The sequence below is a fragment of the Pseudomonas sp. AB6 genome (assembly GCF_034314105.1).
In the GTDB taxonomy this organism is placed as follows: Bacteria; Pseudomonadota; Gammaproteobacteria; order Pseudomonadales; family Pseudomonadaceae; genus Aquipseudomonas.
Genome location: NZ_JAVIWJ010000001.1, coordinates 88,319 through 104,793 on the forward strand (window position 1 = coordinate 88,319; position 16,475 = coordinate 104,793).

Here is a 16,475-nt window from a genome sequence, read left to right on the forward strand (position 1 = left end):
TTATAGCGATGAAACGCTATGAATTGATCGTATTTACTGACTTTAATTAGCCGCCGAATCAGTGAGTCAAAGTGTGGCGGCGACTAACGCATGGTTGGGGCTTGGCGGTGCGGGCGTTATCGGGCAAAAGGGTGACTGCCATTGTGGACAAATTTTGTCTGTTTCTCTCTATCCAGCAGCCCTAGGCGGCGAAGCGCCATGATGATGGCTGCGGCGCAAAACGCGTAATGACAATAAAAAGCCTTGCATTGCTCCAGTGAGCGTCAGCAAGAGCTTCCTTACTACATCACATGCCTTTTTGCAGCTGAAAAGGAGTTTCGACAGGGCATAGGGCAAGGAACTGATGCAGAGCGTGTCAGGTCTGATTTTCAGCTAGTGAGCCGACTATCGGCACCGCTATACTGCTGGCCATTTATGTTTTTGGCCTCTGGAGAGATGAGTATGTTGCATCGCCTGTTGTTCGGTTTAATTGCTGTAAGCAGTTTGACGTTGGTCGGCTGTGCCAACAGCCCGCAACAACTTAGCCCGCAACCCAAACTCACGAGTCAACTCGCTGCGGTAGGTCATGGCCAGCCGGTAGTGGTTCGTGTCGTTGACGGTCGCGCCTCGCCCACCCTGGGCACGCGCGGTGGTTTGTATCCGGAAACCAGTGCTGTCAGCGTCCAGCCAAATGACATCCTGCCTAAATTGCAGCAACAAGCCGAAGCCGCTGTGCGTTTGCTTGGCTACACCCCGAGTGGCAATAGCGGTAACGTGCCTCAGTTGACCGTGACCCTCGCTGACCTGAAGTATCAATCGCCTAAAGAAGGCCTGTACGTGACTGAAGCAACGATCTCCGCGACCTTTCGCGCTGACGTAGTCAACAACGGGAAAAGCTACAACGGTCGTTATGCGGCGTCGCTTGATCAGCGTTTCGGTATGGCGCCGAATCAAGAGACCAACACCAAGCTTGTCAGCGATGTATTAAGTGATGCCCTGACCCGCTTGTTCCAAGACCCGACCGTCGGGCAAATGCTCGGTCAGTAATGCTGAGTGTGTAGGGGCGGCCTAGCGCGCTCCTACACACTGCTCTCACGCTGCTTCTTGGCAAAAACCCAGAAAATTTAAACCGGCTTGCAGGTCCAGGTCCGGTAGGTCGTGGTGCTGGTGCCCGCCCAAGGCGCAGTAGACCAGCCAATGGCGGTCCTGCACGTTGAAGGCAAGGGCGTCGATCAGCGCTTCTTGTTCATCACTTTGAGCGATCAGGTACAAGCGATCCTGGTTTTGTGCATGCAACATATCGGGCTCACTGTAGGTGTCTAGTCAGGTATCGAGGTGCCATACAGTGGTCGGTTCACGTTACGTTACGGTGACCTGTTCTAAATTAATTTCAAGAATCTATCGTCGTCCCACGCTGTCGCCGTGTAAATCAAGAGACGCATCGACTTGAGTCGCTTGAGGTGAAGCATTTAGATCAGTCGACCGAACAGATTCAAATGCATGATCCGTTCATCGGCTCATAAAAATGGCGCCCCATAGGGCGCCATTTTGTTATCGGCGAAAGGCTTAAAGCGCCAAGCCCGCCTTAACCCGGTATTGGTTGCGTACCGGGGCGGCGTATTGCAACACCAAGAACGGCCGGTGCTCGACAGGGCAGGTATCCAGGCGGCGCTGCCATTCTGCTTGGGCGCGGGCCAATTCGTCTGCCGGGAAAATCTGCGCCGCCGCTGGCACCGCGAGCGTCGGGTCCGAATCTGCCCATTGCGCATATGCCAGATAGTGCGCAGGAAACAGGCGATACCCTCCGAGGATTTGACGATCCATTTCGATTGCCAATTGCTTGGTGTCGTCGAACGGCTCGGAGATAGGCGCTGCGAAACTCACGTGCACCCGGCCTTTATAACCCGTTATACCAAGGGCGATGCTGACATCATCTTCGCCGGGCACCTTGGTGTAGGTGCCAGTGGTTGCGCGAATATACAGCTCGCGGGCCTTGGCGCGGTCGCACGGATCGTACTCGTAACTGATCGACACTGGCGTCAGGTTCAGCGATTGGATCACGTCGCAGAACGGCTCGTCTTTGCGGCTCATATGGAACATTTTCAAGATCGCTGATTCGGTGCGGTCGTCACCGTCCTTGGCGCGGCCTTCGGCCTGAGCGATCCAGATCGATTGGCAATCGCTACGAATCGAGTGATTGATATACGCCGACAGCAGTAGGTAGGCCGCCATTTTTTCCCGACGCCCGGCAATCGAGCGGTGAACGATAAAGCTTTTGTTTAATCGCATCAGGTCGCTGACGTAGGGCTTTTGCAGCAGGTTGTCACCGATGGCAATTCGCGGCGTTGGCAGACCGGCGTGGTACACCGCGTAATTGACAAAGGCCGGGTCCATAACGATGTCGCGATGATTGGCCAAGAACAAATAGGCGCTCCCGGACTTAAGCTGCTCAACGCCGGTATAAGTCACACCATCGGTTGCCCGCTCAATGGTATGGTCGATATAAACCTCGACCTTGTCCTGCAGCGTTGCGACCGAATGCACCCCGTCGAACTCGCGGCGCAGCCGATGAGCTATAAGAGGTCGGAGTATCCAACCGAATGCGCTGGCGAGGCGGGGAAACCGAAAGTGAGTCAAGATTTCAAGAAGTGCTTTGTCGCTAAGCAGACGCGCCAGTACAGCTGGGACCTCGGCGTCGTCGTAAGGTCGGATGGCATCGAATTCGCCCATCATGCTCTCTTGTTGAAAATCGCTAATGTAGAGGTAGGCTGGGTCTGAAAAGTGCCGTCAAACCCGCTGATTAAAAGAACCAGCCTTCAAATTGAGCGCGATTATACGCATAACTCTTCTCGGAGACCGTGATGCAGGAAATACAGGCTTACGACTGCCCTTACTGCGGCGAATCGGTGGAGGCCGTGCTGGATTTATCCGGCGGCGATCAGCGTTATATTGAAGATTGCCCGGTGTGCTGCCGACCGATTGTGTTCGATCTGCAAACCGACGGCGAAGAATGGAACCTAGACGTACGCAGCGAGAATGAATGATGCAAAAAGTCTACGAACCGGAGAACTTGATGGAGGGCGAACTGCTGCAGGGCATGCTCGCCAGTGAAGGGGTCAAAGCTCATCTAACGGGGGGGCATTTGCTCGGCGGCGTCGGCGAGTTGCCCGTATTTGGTTTGCTGGGGCTGTCAGTGGACAACGATCAGGCTGATCAGGCACGGCAACTGATCACCGCGTACAATGCTGCCATGCCGCTGTCGGGAGACGAACCTGACACTTTTCCTGACGTCTTGATTTGCTGACAGGCGTCGGGTTCCGCTTTCAGAAATCTGCTACTGAAGCAGATTTTTTCAAACGAGAATCTACTGCCCTCATGTGTGGACGTTATGCGCTGTTTCGCTGGAATCCCGCGTTTGCGGCTTTGCCCGGTTTTCCTGCTGACCAAAAGGCGCAATGGAATATCTCCCCAGCCGACTCGGTATTGATGCTGCGGGGTGCTGATAGTCAGCGCCAGTTGGCCCGAGCGCGTTGGGGTCTGACGCCGCCATGGTTAACAGATCTTTCCCGTACGCCGGCCCATGCCCGCGCTGAAACCTTGGCTGAGCAGCCGATGTTTCGCCAAGCATTCAGAGAGCGACGCTGCCTGTTACCCGCCAATGGCTTTTACGAATGGCGCGGCACCACCCGCAAGCGGCCGTTCTGGCTGACACCGAGTGAGGGCTCGACATTATTTTTCGCCGGAATTTGGGAAGCGTATCCGGTTCAAGAACACACCTACCTGAGTGTCGCCGTTGTTACGCAGGCCGCTGCCAGTCAGCGTCGGCCGCTGATCCTCGATGCGCAGGGGCAAGCCGCCTGGCTTAATCCGGAAACTCCGATCCAGATCCTGCAAGCGCTACTGGCCAGCCCTCAATCAGCGTTGCGCGAACGCGAGTTGGCCAATCTGGTCAACGACCCCAAGCTCAACGCCCCCGAGTGTTTAACGCCGCTTTGATGCATCCGAATCTGTAGCCAACTGGTTGGTGATATGAGCAACGCCTTGGTGTGTCAGGCATTTCGCATAACATCTTCGCCAACAAGTTAGCTCCTGGGTTTGCTCAAACCCTGAATTGATTAATCAACCGCCGTTGTTGCTCGGCCAATTGGGTCAATTTCGCGCTGGCTTTGCTGGATTCATCGGCACCGCCTGCGACTTCGTGGGCTACCTGACCAATGTTGATCACGTTGCGGTTGATGTCTTCCGCTACCGCGCTTTGTTCTTCGGCCGCGCTGGCAATTTGGGTGTTCATGTCGTTGATCACCGACACGGCCTTGGTGATAGTTTCCAGGGCTTCAGCCGCAAGCGCCGCGTGGCCCACGCTTTCGTCGGTTTTGGCTTGGCTGTCTTCCATGACCTTGACTACTTGGCGGGTGCCCGACTGCAACTGCTGGATCATGGTCTGGATTTCTTCGGTAGCTTTTTGAGTTTTCTGTGCCAAGTTGCGCACCTCGTCGGCCACCACCGCAAAACCACGGCCCTGTTCACCGGCGCGAGCTGCTTCAATGGCCGCGTTCAACGCCAGCAGGTTTGTCTGCTCGGCGATCCCGCGAATCGCGACCAGAATCGCGTTGATGTTTTCGCTGTCCTTGGCCAAGGTTTGCACCACACCTACCGCTCTTCCGATTTCTACCGCCAGCGAGCTGATCGATTGCGAGGTGTCCCGCACGATTTGCATGCCCTTGTGCGCCGCTTCATCGGCATGGTTGGCGGCGGACGCTGCGTGAGTGGCGTTGCGAGCAACATCGTGGGCGGTTGAGGTCATTTCATGGACGGCAGTGGCGACCAAGTCGATTTCGCTAATTTGTTTATGTACCCCTTGATGAGTGCGGATGGCGATATCGGCAGTGTGCTCAGAGGAGTCGCTGACCTGCTGAACCGAGGTCACCACTTGGGTGATCATCATCTGCAATTTGCCGAGAAAAGTGTTGAACCCCTTCGCTATGGCGCCCAGTTCATCGGCGCGGTCACTGTTCAAACGACGTGTCAGATCGCCTTCGCCTTGGGCGATGTCATCAAGCATCGTCACCATTTGTTTCAGTGGTCGGGCAATGCCGCGGCCTACCAGCCAGATGACCAGCAAGCCCAGGCCTGCGATCAGCAACCCGACCATTGTCATACCGAAAATATCTGTTTTGCGTTGGGCGGCGAGATCGCTTTGCAGCTTCTGCAAGTCGGCCATGACGGCGTCCAGCGGCAGTTGCAGCATCAGTGTCCATCGCGCGTCGGTCGAACCGATACCGAACGGCAGGTACAGTGAGATGCGGCTGTGCTCCTTGTCGAGTTCGTAGCGCACCTGGCCCAGCCCGATCTGGCCGAGGCTGGCCATTTTGCTCGCATCCAGAATATCGCTGGCTTTTTCGCCGAGCTTGCTGACGTCCTTGGTGTACGCCACCAAGCGGCCGTTACTGGCGATCAAGGCCATATCACCCGCGCCGTTGTAGAGCTTTTGATCGGCGAGGTTGAGCATGTCCTGGATGAAGTTCACGGACAGGTCAGCACCGACAATGCCCTGAAACGAGCCATCGACGAGGATCGGTTGAATGAACGAAGACAGCATCACCATTTTGTCGCCGACGCGGTAAGGCGCAGGGTCGATGACGCAGGCTTTGCGGGTATCTTTTGAGCACAGGTAGTACTCGCTGGCACGAATGCCGGTGGACAACAATTTTTGATCTGTTACATCGGCCAGCGCTTCCAGCGCCAGGCTGCCGTCCTGCTTGCGGTACCACCACGGCAACATTCTTCCGCTCTTATCCATGCCGAGCAACGGAGGATCAACATAGGCTCCATCGTTATGTTCCAGCGCGCCGGGCTCCCAGGCGATGTACGAACCGAGAATCTTGGGATTCTGAACCACGGTCTCGTGGAGCATATTCATTAGCTGTTCACGGCTAATGTTCAACTGCGGCTGACCTTTGCCGTCCTTCATACCGATCAGGGCGTTGACCCGGGCTAGACCCGCGGCGATTTGCAATGGCGATTCCAATTCGCGCTTGATTTCACTGGTCTCTGTTTGAGCCAGAGCGGTGAGGCGCTGTTCGACGGCTTGTTCGAACTGAGCTTGGGTGCGTTGATCCACCAGTGCCTGAGTGCGGGCCCCGGAAAACAGCGCATATAACACAAGCGTCGCCACCACGCTGAGAACAATGGCGCCGGCGAGTGCAGCCACGGAAGACTGGATTGACTTGAACTTCATAAGGGCTCCCGACGTGACATTACGCCTGTATTGCCTTATCGGCCCATGCATTGAAAAACCTGAGCGGAAGGTGACAAAAGGACTGTATTTAGTGAGTACGCGTCGTTATTGAGCATGGAGATGCCTTTTATGATGCTCTTGGCTGGGTGGCGTGGGGTATTGAGTGAGTCGGGTTGTCGCTGACAACCTAACTCCCAGGTTGCTGGAGGAGGTGTCAAATCCAGCCGCTGACCTGCATGGCCTTGTAAACGGCGACCACAGCCAAGACGAAAAACGCAAAAGCCGCCAAGCGACGAATCAGGGTGAGAGGTAGTTTGTCGGCGGCGAAGTTACCGGCCAACACCACCGGCACGTTGGCGATCAACATGCCTGCCGTGGTACCCAGAATGACCAGCCACAGGTGGGAATACTGCGCGGCGAGCATCACCGTCGCGATCTGAGTCTTGTCGCCGATTTCAGCGATGAAGAACGCAATCAGCGTCGTGACGAAGGGGCCGAACTTGCGGGCTGAGTTGCCTTCGTCGTCGTCCATCTTGTCCGGGACCAAAGTCCAGAGCGCGGTGGCGACGAAACTGGCGGCCAGAATCCAATGCAATGTGGCATCTGAAAAGAGACTGCCGAACCATGCGCCTATTGCACCGGCTGCGGCGTGGTTAACCAGAGTGGCAGCGACAATGCCGCCGATGATGGGCCAAGGCTTGCGAAAGCGCGCTGCGAGAATCAGGGCGAGCAGTTGCGTCTTGTCACCGATTTCGGCCAAGGCAACAACAGCGGTGGGGACCAGCAGGGATTCCAGCATCAGGTTTTTCCTAAGGGCGGGTAGACACGGCTATGACACGTACAACCTCCCCGCCCTGGGTAAGGTGTTCGTGTCATAGGTCTGGTCAAACCACCGATTCGCCTGAGCGGATCTGGGTCGCACGCACCATGGTCTGCTGACCAAGTATGTTGATACGTGCCGGGCGAGCATGAAGGCTCGCGGGAGACTACTCCCCTAGGACGGTGCGGATTCTGCCTACACGATTGAGATTCGGCAAGTGCTTATTTCAAGCGCGTTTGGCGCGGTAGATGCGAAAACCCTGGCCTTCTGCCTTTACTGCGCAAACCCCTAAATGCTCTTCGATCAACGGCTGGTAGCGCAGGAAACTATTCGCAACCAAGCGCAGTTCGCCGCCGGTTTTCAGATGAAGACGTGCTTTTCGCAGCAAATTTTCCGTGGCTTGGTAGTCCGTATGGACGCCCACATGGAACGGCGGGTTGCTCAGAATAGTACTCAACCCCATCGGTGCGGCGTCGATTCCGTCACCGGTTAATACATCAGCTTCCAGTCCATTGGCTGTCAAAGTCAGACGGCTGCTGGCGGTCGCGAATGCATCGACGTCCAACAAAGTGACGGTGTTGTGTGGGTAGCGGCGTTTGACGGCGGCCCCCAAAACACCGGCGCCACACCCGAAATCTAGGACGTTGCCGCTGGGAAGTTTGTCCAGATGCTGGAGCAGCAGCGCAGACCCGCGATCCAATCGACCGTGACTGAATACGCCCGGCAAACTGACAACTTTGAGTGGGCCGTCTTCCATCTCGACCTCGTAATGCTGGGCAAGACTTTCCAGTTCGACGGCTTGCGGGGCGTTGTCTACCGTGACCAGCCATAGCTGGCAGTGGCGAGCGCTGTCGAGCTTGCGTGGTTTGCCGAAGGGGCTTAATTGCTTGGCGGCGGCTTCGATTCCGCTGCGCTTCTCACCGACCAAGTACAACTCGCGTCCGGCCAGGCGCGACGCCAACGCATTCAAAACGTAATCGGCCAGATCGCGGGCTTTGGGCAAAAAAACCACGGCGGCGTCGAATGGTTGCTCCGGCGCTTGAACGCCAAAGTGAGTGCGACCTTCAAAACTTGCATTGAGGCTCGCTTGGTCGCCTGCATGCCAGCACCAACCATGGGCGTTCGGTAATTTCCCGAGCAGATCGTCGGCAGGCAAACCCGCCAGAAGCAACGAGCCCTGAAACAAATCGGCCTGACGGAGTAGTACTTCGCTGCGCGGGTCCATTTTTAGCTCCTGCAAAAGAGGCGAAGTCTAAACGTTTCGTCGGCGAGCGTGTCAGCTGACAACGCGTCGAGGGGTTCCAGCGCGATACGCCTCAACGTTTTCGCTGAGCTGGCCGACGATCCGTTGCCGCGCTTCGCGACTGCCCCAGGCATTGTGTGGCGTCACAATTAATCGAGGAATATCACCCGCCAATAACGGATTGCCGTCGACCGGTGGCTCGACCGTCAAGACGTCGGTGGCGGCTCCGCCGAGATGCCCGTTGCGTAGCGCATCGGCCAGCGCCTGCTCATTGATCAGGCCGCCACGTGCGGTGTTGATGACGAACGCATGGGGCTTGAGCAATGCCAGTTCGTGAGCGCCGATCATGTTCTGAGTGTGCTCGTTGAGTGGACAGTGCAAGGTCAATGCATCCACTTGCGGCAGCAGCTCATTCAATGGCACGCGGTCCGGGCGGGCAGGGCGGCCGGGGATTTGCCCGAGCAGAACGCGCATACCAAAGGCTTCAGCCAGTTTCGCCACAGCACCGCCTAACTCGCCATGGCCCAACAGGCCCAAGGTTTTGCCTTCCAGTTCGATGATGGGGAAGTCCAGCAGGCAAAACTGTTTCGCTTGCTGCCAACGACCGTGCTGCACAGCGTTTTGATAATCCGGCAGGCGTGTGGCCAGCGCGAGCAGCAACATTAAGGTGTGTTGTGCCACCGACGGCGTGCCATAACCCTGGCAATTACACACCACCACCCCGTGTTTCCGAGCCGCGGCCAAGTCGACGTTATTAGTGCCGGTGGCGGTAATCAACACCAGTTTCAGGTCCGGGCACGAGGCGAATGCGTGGGCGTCGATCACGGTCTTGTTGGTAATCGCGACCTGCGCACCCTGCAAGCGCTCAATGATCTGTTGTGGCGTGCTGCTGCTGTGCAATTGCAAATCACTGAAGTTTTCCCGCAGTGCGCTGAAGTCCAGGTCGCCAAGGTCCAGGGACGTGTGGTCGAGAAAAACTGCTGTGTACGGGCTGCTCATCTGCGCTGGGCTCCTGTGAAAAGCTAAAAAGAGTGAAGAAACGGCATCGGCAACCTTACCTGAAACCCCGTAGGACCCCGTAGGAATAATCCCGCACTGTTTCGACGCCGGGCTGCGTCCCATGCGCAACGCCTGCGTTCGGCAGCTCTTTCAAAATGAGAGCGACTCATCCCCACTGCACACTTTTGGTTCGGAAAGTAACGTTCGGTCCTTAATTCAGTGCGCTGACGAGCATCGTTCAGAACGAACCACCGTCAAATTCTGTCTCAAAACCTGTCAGGCTGCGGCCTGGTTACTTTTTGAGAAGGGTTTCCAGAGTTGGCGTTTAAATTGCTAGTACTTGTATGTACAAGCATAGGGGACCACGTTTAGTGGCTTTTTATACACCACGTTCTTATTTGGCTTAGGCGGGAAGGATGACGATGTCGAAGAAAATCAGTTGGTTTGGATTTGTAGCGGTGAGTGCAGCAGCGCTGGCGTTTATACCGGTTGTGCATGCCAAAGACTGGACGTCGGTGAACATCGCCACCGAAGGCGCTTACGAACCGTGGAACCTGACGTTGCCAGGCGGCAAAATCGGCGGCTTTGAGCCTGAGTTGATGGACATCCTCTGCCAGCGCATGAAACTGAAATGCAACGTAGTGGTGCAGAACTGGGACGGAATGATTGCCAGCCTGAACTCGGGCAAATTCGACGTGCTGATGGACGCGATCGTGATCACCCCAGAGCGCCAACAAGTCATGGCGTTCTCGATTCCTTACGCCAGCACCCCCGCGAGTTTTGTCGCGCTCGACGCGAAATTACTGCCGGGTAAAACCGGTCAGGCGGATGGCATTACGCTGGGCACCGATGCGAAAAAAGTTCGCGCCAGTGTCGAGGATTTGCGTGCCGCGCTGAAGGGCAAAACCATCGGTATTGCATCGGGCACGGTCTACACCCCGTTCATCGATGAACAGTTCAAAGACGTCGCCACCGTTCGTGAATACAGCAGCTCGGCAGAAGCTATTCTCGACTTGCAGGCTGGCCGAATCGATGTGGATTTTGACGACGTGACCTTCTTGAACTCGTTGATGGACAAGCCGGAAAACAAAAACCTGGCGTACACCGGACCACAGATCGCCGGTCCGATCTGGGGCCACGGCGAGGCGTTGGGTTTCCGTCAGAAAGATGCAGATTTGAAAGCCAAGTTTGATGCCGCGCTGAAAGAAGCATTGGCTGACGGCACGGTTAAAAAACTCAGCGAAAAGTGGTTCAAGCTGGATTTGACTCCGAAATCGTGAGGCTGGCATACCTGGCGCCTTAACGGCGCCGGGATTCAAATAAGCTACTCGCAGGAACCTGTATATGAATCTCTTGCAGATGCTGAGCTTCGGTGACACGGGTTGGGGCATGGCGCTGCTCAAGGCTGCTGGCACCACACTGTTGTTGACGCTGGCGGCGTTGTTGATCGGCGCACTGATCGGCGGCGTGATTGCAGCGGCGAAGTTATCCCGTCGACGCTTATTTCGAGGCTTGGGGGATCTGTATTCAATTCTGTTCCGCGGCATCCCCGAGCTGTTGGTTATCTATCTGTTCTATTTCGGTGGCGCCACCGTGGTGTCTGCGGTCGGCCACTGGTTTGGGGCCGATGGTTACATTGATGTCCCACCGTTTTTAGTGGGTGCCATAGCGGTAGGACTGATCTCTGCGTCATATCAGGCGGAAGTCTATCGCGGCGCTTTCATTGCGGTGCCCAAGGGCGAGCTGGAGGCCGCGCTGGCCATCGGCATGACCAAAGCCATGCGCATCAGGCGGGTATTGATTCCGCAAATCATGCGTTACGCGCTGCCAGGTTTGGGCAATGTGATGCAGATGAGTCTGAAAGATTCGGCACTGATTTCGGTGATTGGTCTGGTGGAATTGATGCGTGCCAGTCAGGTGGCGGCCGGCTCGACCCGACAATATTTTACGTTCTATATCGTTGGCGGCGTGTTGTACCTGGTCCTTACCGGGCTCTCGGGGCGCATTTTCAATATCGCTGAAGCTCGGGTGCGCCGCACTCAGCGTCGCAGCCCTACACAGTCTTGAGACAGGAGAATAGCCCATGATCGATTTCGCCTTTCTCGCCGATACCATGCTCAAATTGTTGGCCGCTCTGCCTACCACGCTGACCTTGTTTTTTTGCTCGCTGGTGTTGGGCTTGACCCTTTCCCTGGGCATCGTCGCCATGCGGGTAAGCCGCTGGGCCATCCTCAGTTACCCGGCGCGTTTCTACATCATGATCTTTCGCGGTACGCCGCTGCTGATCCAGATGTTTCTGATCTATTACGGCCTCGGTCAATTCCCGGCGATTCGCGACAGTTTCATGTGGGTGGTGCTGAAATCTCCCTACGGGTGCGCGGTGCTTTCCCTCGCCATGTGTACGGCCGGCTACACCGCTGAAATCATCCGAGGCGGGTTGCTCAGCGTGCCCCATGGGCAAATCGAAGCGGGGCAGGCCATTGGTATGTCGCCGTGGGCCTTGTTGTACCGGATTATTGCGCCGGTGACGTTGCGTCAGGCGCTGCCAGCGTATTCAACGGAAGCGATTCTGCTGGTCAAATCCACCGCCTTGGCCAGTTTGGTCACGGTGTGGGACGTCACCGGCGTCGCCCAGCAAATCATCCAGCGCACGTACCGGACCATGGAAGTGTTCCTCTGCGCCGCGTTGATTTACCTGGTGCTGAATTTTCTGGTGGTGCGCGCGGTGGCCTGGATCGAGCACCGTCTTTCGCCTCATCTTCGTGAGCGACCTGCGGGGGCTTCTTCGAAAACCAAAACGCCCGTTACGTCACCTACTAATCCTTGATCCCTGCGGAGCTGGTCATGACTTCTCAATCAAACACCGCCCTGTCGGTGAGCAATATTCAAAAATCCTACGGCTCGGCGCACGTGCTCAAAGGCATTTCCCTGGACGCACACAAAGGCGATGTCATCTCGATTCTCGGCGCCAGCGGCTCGGGCAAAAGTACCTTTCTGCGCTGCATCAATCTGCTGGAAACCCCGGACGAAGGCTCCATCAGCCTGGACGGCGAAGCCATCGAGATGGCCCGTCATCGTGATGGTCGCCTGCTGCCAAGCAACGCGCGCCAGGTTGAACGGATGCGCAGCCGCTTAGGCATGGTGTTTCAGAACTTCAACCTGTGGTCGCACATGACCGTGCTGCAAAACGTCATCGAAGGCCCGATGCGTGTGCTCAAACGCCCGCGTGCCGAGTGCATCGAAGATGCCGAACAACTGCTGCACAAAGTCGGCCTGTACGAGCACCGCGATTACTACCCCGCGCATTTGTCCGGCGGCCAGCAACAGCGCGTCGCCATCGCCCGGGCCTTGGCGATGAACCCGCAAGTCATGCTGTTCGACGAGCCCACCTCAGCCCTAGACCCGGAACTGGTGGGCGAAGTGCTGCGGGTAATGCGCTCATTGGCCGAAGAAGGCCGGACGATGTTAGTGGTGACCCATGAAATGGGCTTTGCACGCCATGTGTCGAACCGCGTCATCTACATGCACGGCGGGTTGGTTGACGCACAAGGCACACCGGTTGAGCTGTTTGAAGGCTTGCCGACCGAGCGTTTCCGTCAGTTTGTTTCCAGCCACAACCAACGCAACACCGACTGAGCTGCACATCGTGGCGCGGGGTGGCATTGCCCGCGCCTGCTTCGCTCCATTGCTCGGCAACTGTACCTATGGCGCAACGCGGTGAAGGCGTACTGTGGCGAACGCCTTAATGTTTGCTCACAACAATTTACGCCCGATGCGGAGGCTCCCATGTACTGGACGGAATTTCTAACCGTTGCCCTGATTCACCTGCTCGCCGTCGCCAGCCCCGGCCCGGATTTCGCCGTCGTGGTCCGCGAAAGTGTGACCCACGGTCGCAAAGCCGGCACCTGGACCGCCTTGGGCGTCGGCACCGCGATTTTCCTGCACGTGGGTTATTCGCTATTGGGCATTGGCCTGATCGTTTCGCAATCCATCGTCTTGTTCAACGCCCTCAAATGGGCCGCCGCCGCCTACCTGCTGTACATCGGCATCAAAGCCCTGCGCGCCAAACCCGCCAGCGCCACCGACGCGCCGGTCAAATTACCCGTGGGCGAACGCACCGCTCGCGGCGCCTTCACCAGCGGTTTCGTCACCAACGGCCTCAACCCCAAAGCAACGTTGTTCTTCCTTTCATTGTTCACCGTCGTGATCAACCCGCACACGCCGCTGCTGATGCAGGCGGGTTACGGCATCTACCTCGCCCTCGCCACCGGGGTCTGGTTTTGCCTCGTGGCGCGGCTGTTCAGCCAGGAACGCGTGCGCGCAGGGTTTGCGCGGATGGGCCACTGGTTTGATCGGACTATGGGGGTGGTCTTGGTCGCGTTGGGGGTGAAGTTGGCGTTTACTTCGGTGCATTGAGGGATGTTATTAATGACTGATAATGGCTGAAGGACTTTTTATTGTTTCCATTTAACTTCTAATACCGTGTTCTGTTAACTCTAAAACCGCCGCGTTCACGCCGGCGGTTTTTTATTAAATGGCGTTTGGGAAATTTCCTAACGGGGTCGCGGACGCGTCCTACATACGGCAACGGCCGACCTGAGCAAGCATGTGCGCCAGCGCATTCTTGGCTTACAAAAAGAGGGTCGTCCATGCCGATTTTAAACACTCAGAAAAGATTTACCCTGACCGTCGCCCAGCTAAAACAAACCTACAACCTCCAGGTTTTCGAATTCTCCGGACGCGAATCCCTTAACCAACCCGACTATAAAGCGCAACGACCCACGTTACCTGATTGGGCTGATATTCCATCGCTGGGGATTACGGCGTTTCGCGGCAAGCTCAACCTGCTGGACACGCCGGAAGTGCGAGCAGTTGACCCTGTCACGAAAATCGACCTGCCAATGCAGGACGTTGGCGCCCTCAGGACGTTTACCAAAAACACGGGCGATGTGCTGAGGCTGGCCAAGGCATTGCCGTTGCCTGATGCCCTCAGCGAAGAAACCGCCACCACGCCGGAGCTTAAAACCCTGCTCAACGCCCACAAAACGGCGAAGGTCGCAAAAATGGCCAAAGACTTGTTCGACAGCCTGCCCGCCGAGGAGAAAACCAGTTGGTTGGACCAGATCAAGGCGTGGTGGGTGGCTAATCCACCCACCTGTGGGAGCCAACGTGTTGGCCAAGGGGCTTGACGTGGTAGGGCTGACAAAACGCCTCGCGAACACGTTCGCTTCTACAGAGATGTGTGCGAAGCCAACAATCCGCCATCAACAGTGGCCACATGCGGTCATTCACGTCAGCCATCAAATCATCCCTTCGGCTGATTTAGCTGGCGAGCAACGTGTCTACAGTGCATATTTTTCAGCCACGCCTGTGCACTTATAAAAAGGAACTCGTATGTTGCAGACTCGCGTCATTCCGCCAGCTGATGGTGCTTATCAATACCCGCTGTTGATCAAGCGGTTGTTGATGTCGGGCAGCCGTTACGAAAAAACTCGAGAAATTGTCTACCGCGATACCGTGCGCTATAGCTATCTAACCCTTAATGAACGTATTGCGCGTCTGGCCAATGTGTTGACGAATGCTGGGGTAAAGGCTGGCGATACGGTTGCGGTGATGGATTGGGACAGCCACCGGTACTTGGAGTGCATGTTTGCTATTCCGATGATTGGCGCGGTGATCCACACGGTTAACGTGCGGCTGTCGCCGGAACAAATTCTCTACACCATTAACCATGCGGAGGATAAGTTCGTGCTGGTCAACAGCGAGTTTGTTGAACTCTACAACGCGCTTGCGCCGCAGCTGACCACCGTCGAAAAAACACTGCTGCTGACCGATGCACCCGAAAAAACTGCTGGCTTGCCCAATCTGGTCGGTGAATACGAAGAGTTACTGGCGGCGGCCAGTACCCAGTATGAATTCGAGGATTTTGACGAAAACTCCGTCGCGACCTTGTTCTACACCACGGGCACGACCGGTAACCCCAAGGGCGTGTATTTCTCGCACCGGCAGTTGGTCCTGCACAGCATGGGGGTGGCGACGATCATGGGCTGCATCGACAGCGTGCGTTTGCTCGGCACCAACGACATCTACATGCCCATCACCCCGATGTTCCACGTGCATGCGTGGGGCGTGCCGTATGCCGCGACCATGCTCGGGCTCAAGCAGGTTTATCCGGGTCGGTACGATCCTGAGTTGCTGGTGGCCTTGTGGCGCAAGGAAAAGGTGACCTTTTCCCATTGTGTGCCAACCATTCTGCAAATGGTCCTCAATGCCAAGTCAGCTCAGGACGTCGACTTCTCCGGCTGGAAAATTATCATTGGCGGCAGTGCGCTCAATCGCACCCTGTATGACGCGGCCAAAGCCAAAGGGATTCAACTGACAGCCGCTTACGGTATGTCTGAAACTTGCCCAATGGTGTCCGTGGCGCATTTGAACGAAGAAATGCTCGCGGGCAGCGACGACGAGCGCACCATGTACCGAATAAAGGCTGGCGTGCCGGGGGTGTTGGTCGACGCGGCAATCATCGACGAAGAGGGTAATTTCCTGCCTGCTGATGGCGAGTCCCAAGGTGAGTTGGTCCTGCGTGCGCCGTGGCTGACTGAGGGCTATTACCGTGAGCCGGAAAAAGGTGCAGAGCTGTGGGCCGGGGGCTGGCTACACACCGGCGACGTTGCTACGCTGGACAGCATGGGGGTGATCGATATCCGTGACCGGATCAAAGACGTGATCAAGACCGGTGGGGAATGGGTGTCGTCATTGGCGCTCGAAGACCTGGTCAGCCGTCACCCGGCGATACGTGAAGTTGCGGTAGTGGGAATTGCTGATCCGCAATGGGGCGAGCGGCCGTTTGCATTGTTGGTCATCCGCGATGGACATAGTATTTGCGCCAAGCAGTTGAAGGATCACTTGAAACCTTTCGTCGAGTTGGGGCACATCAACAAGTGGGCGATCCCCAGTGAGATTGCTCTGGTTACTGAAATTCCCAAGACCAGCGTTGGCAAGCTCGACAAGAAACGTATCCGCCTGGACATTATCGAGTGGAAAAAAACTAACAGTACTTTTCTCTCGACACTGTAAGCACTCTCAGGTGCCGCGCTCTCCGGGCACGGCACATTACTCAAGCAAAATCTTGGCGTGCTAATTCTATTGGTCACGCCATTTAGCTTGCTTGAAATTGACCGCAGGGTAGGAGGTGC

At 56.4% G+C, this 16,475-nt stretch carries 17 protein-coding genes, 1 pseudogene and 1 riboswitch; of the genes and pseudogenes, 11 read left to right on the forward strand and 7 right to left on the reverse strand.

The window, feature by feature from the left end; genetic code table 11:
• The first annotated feature begins 441 nt into the window (after positions 1–441).
• A complete protein-coding gene (locus tag RGW60_RS00495) occupies positions 442–1,026 on the forward strand; it encodes a YajG family lipoprotein (RefSeq protein ID WP_322201138.1) in 585 nt (194 codons plus the stop codon).
• Between the two features lie 45 nt (positions 1,027–1,071).
• On the opposite strand, the gene RGW60_RS00500 is transcribed toward RGW60_RS00495, so the two are convergent.
• Together RGW60_RS00500 and RGW60_RS00505 are read right to left on the reverse strand one after the other, a co-directional pair.
• A complete protein-coding gene (locus tag RGW60_RS00500; protein ID WP_322167752.1) occupies positions 1,072–1,278 on the reverse strand; it encodes a hypothetical protein in 207 nt (68 codons plus the stop codon).
• Positions 1,279–1,545: 267 nt separating this feature from the next.
• The gene (locus tag RGW60_RS00505) at positions 1,546–2,709 is read right to left on the reverse strand and encodes a 1-acyl-sn-glycerol-3-phosphate acyltransferase (protein WP_322201140.1); all 1,164 of its coding nucleotides are present in this window, start codon (positions 2,707–2,709) and stop codon (positions 1,546–1,548) included.
• Between the two features lie 131 nt (positions 2,710–2,840).
• Between RGW60_RS00505 and RGW60_RS00510 the strand changes: the two genes are divergently transcribed.
• From RGW60_RS00510 to RGW60_RS00520, 3 genes are all read left to right on the forward strand, one after another.
• Positions 2,841–3,023, forward strand: a complete 183-nt coding sequence (locus RGW60_RS00510) for a CPXCG motif-containing cysteine-rich protein (protein ID WP_322201143.1) — start codon at positions 2,841–2,843, stop codon at positions 3,021–3,023.
• Positions 3,023–3,283, forward strand: coding sequence for a DUF2007 domain-containing protein (locus RGW60_RS00515; protein ID WP_322201145.1), 261 nt, complete (start codon positions 3,023–3,025; stop codon positions 3,281–3,283). Before RGW60_RS00510 ends, RGW60_RS00515 begins: the two co-directional genes overlap by 1 nt.
• A 71-nt stretch (positions 3,284–3,354) precedes the next feature.
• The gene (locus RGW60_RS00520; protein ID WP_322201147.1) at positions 3,355–3,975 is read left to right on the forward strand and encodes an SOS response-associated peptidase; all 621 of its coding nucleotides are present in this window, start codon (positions 3,355–3,357) and stop codon (positions 3,973–3,975) included.
• Between the two features lie 103 nt (positions 3,976–4,078).
• Here the strand turns inward: RGW60_RS00520 and RGW60_RS23620 are convergent, their stop codons facing one another.
• The 5 genes and pseudogenes from RGW60_RS23620 to RGW60_RS00540 form a co-directional block, all read right to left on the reverse strand.
• The gene (locus tag RGW60_RS23620) at positions 4,079–4,924 is read right to left on the reverse strand and encodes a methyl-accepting chemotaxis protein (RefSeq protein ID WP_407074081.1); all 846 of its coding nucleotides are present in this window, start codon (positions 4,922–4,924) and stop codon (positions 4,079–4,081) included.
• Between the two features lie 12 nt (positions 4,925–4,936).
• Positions 4,937–6,268: pseudogene (locus RGW60_RS23625) on the reverse strand (HAMP domain-containing protein); the annotation flags it as partial.
• A 163-nt stretch (positions 6,269–6,431) separates the two neighbouring features.
• Positions 6,432–7,016 (reverse strand): TMEM165/GDT1 family protein, encoded by a 585-nt coding sequence (locus RGW60_RS00530; protein ID WP_322201151.1) that lies wholly within the window; start codon positions 7,014–7,016, stop codon positions 6,432–6,434.
• Between the two features lie 20 nt (positions 7,017–7,036).
• Positions 7,037–7,224: riboswitch (yybP-ykoY riboswitch) on the reverse strand.
• A 39-nt stretch (positions 7,225–7,263) separates the two neighbouring features.
• A complete protein-coding gene (locus RGW60_RS00535; RefSeq protein WP_322201153.1) occupies positions 7,264–8,262 on the reverse strand; it encodes a class I SAM-dependent methyltransferase in 999 nt (332 codons plus the stop codon).
• Positions 8,263–8,313: 51 nt separating this feature from the next.
• A complete protein-coding gene (locus tag RGW60_RS00540; RefSeq protein ID WP_322201155.1) occupies positions 8,314–9,279 on the reverse strand; it encodes a 2-hydroxyacid dehydrogenase in 966 nt (321 codons plus the stop codon).
• A gap of 422 nt (positions 9,280–9,701) precedes the next feature.
• Here RGW60_RS00540 and RGW60_RS00545 point away from each other — a divergent pair, with 422 nt between their 5' ends.
• The 7 genes from RGW60_RS00545 (at position 9,702) to RGW60_RS00575 (ending at position 16,356) form a co-directional block, all read left to right on the forward strand.
• On the forward strand, positions 9,702–10,559 hold the full coding sequence (locus RGW60_RS00545; protein WP_322201157.1) for a transporter substrate-binding domain-containing protein: 858 nt from the start codon (positions 9,702–9,704) through the stop codon (positions 10,557–10,559).
• A gap of 64 nt (positions 10,560–10,623) precedes the next feature.
• Positions 10,624–11,346 carry an ABC transporter permease gene (locus tag RGW60_RS00550; RefSeq protein ID WP_322201158.1) on the forward strand — a complete coding sequence of 241 codons (723 nt, stop codon included), beginning with the start codon at positions 10,624–10,626 and terminating at the stop codon, positions 11,344–11,346.
• Between the two features lie 16 nt (positions 11,347–11,362).
• Positions 11,363–12,106 (forward strand): ABC transporter permease, encoded by a 744-nt coding sequence (locus tag RGW60_RS00555; protein ID WP_322201160.1) that lies wholly within the window; start codon positions 11,363–11,365, stop codon positions 12,104–12,106.
• A gap of 17 nt (positions 12,107–12,123) precedes the next feature.
• Positions 12,124–12,915 (forward strand): ABC transporter ATP-binding protein, encoded by a 792-nt coding sequence (locus RGW60_RS00560; RefSeq protein ID WP_322201162.1) that lies wholly within the window; start codon positions 12,124–12,126, stop codon positions 12,913–12,915.
• Between the two features lie 150 nt (positions 12,916–13,065).
• On the forward strand, positions 13,066–13,695 hold the full coding sequence (locus RGW60_RS00565; RefSeq protein ID WP_322201164.1) for a LysE family translocator: 630 nt from the start codon (positions 13,066–13,068) through the stop codon (positions 13,693–13,695).
• Positions 13,696–13,928: 233 nt separating this feature from the next.
• Positions 13,929–14,468 (forward strand): hypothetical protein, encoded by a 540-nt coding sequence (locus tag RGW60_RS00570; RefSeq protein ID WP_322201166.1) that lies wholly within the window; start codon positions 13,929–13,931, stop codon positions 14,466–14,468.
• A gap of 205 nt (positions 14,469–14,673) precedes the next feature.
• Entirely contained in the window at positions 14,674–16,356 is a 1,683-nt protein-coding gene (locus RGW60_RS00575) for a fatty acid--CoA ligase (protein WP_322201168.1), read from the forward strand.
• The last annotated feature ends 119 nt before the right edge of the window (positions 16,357–16,475 follow it).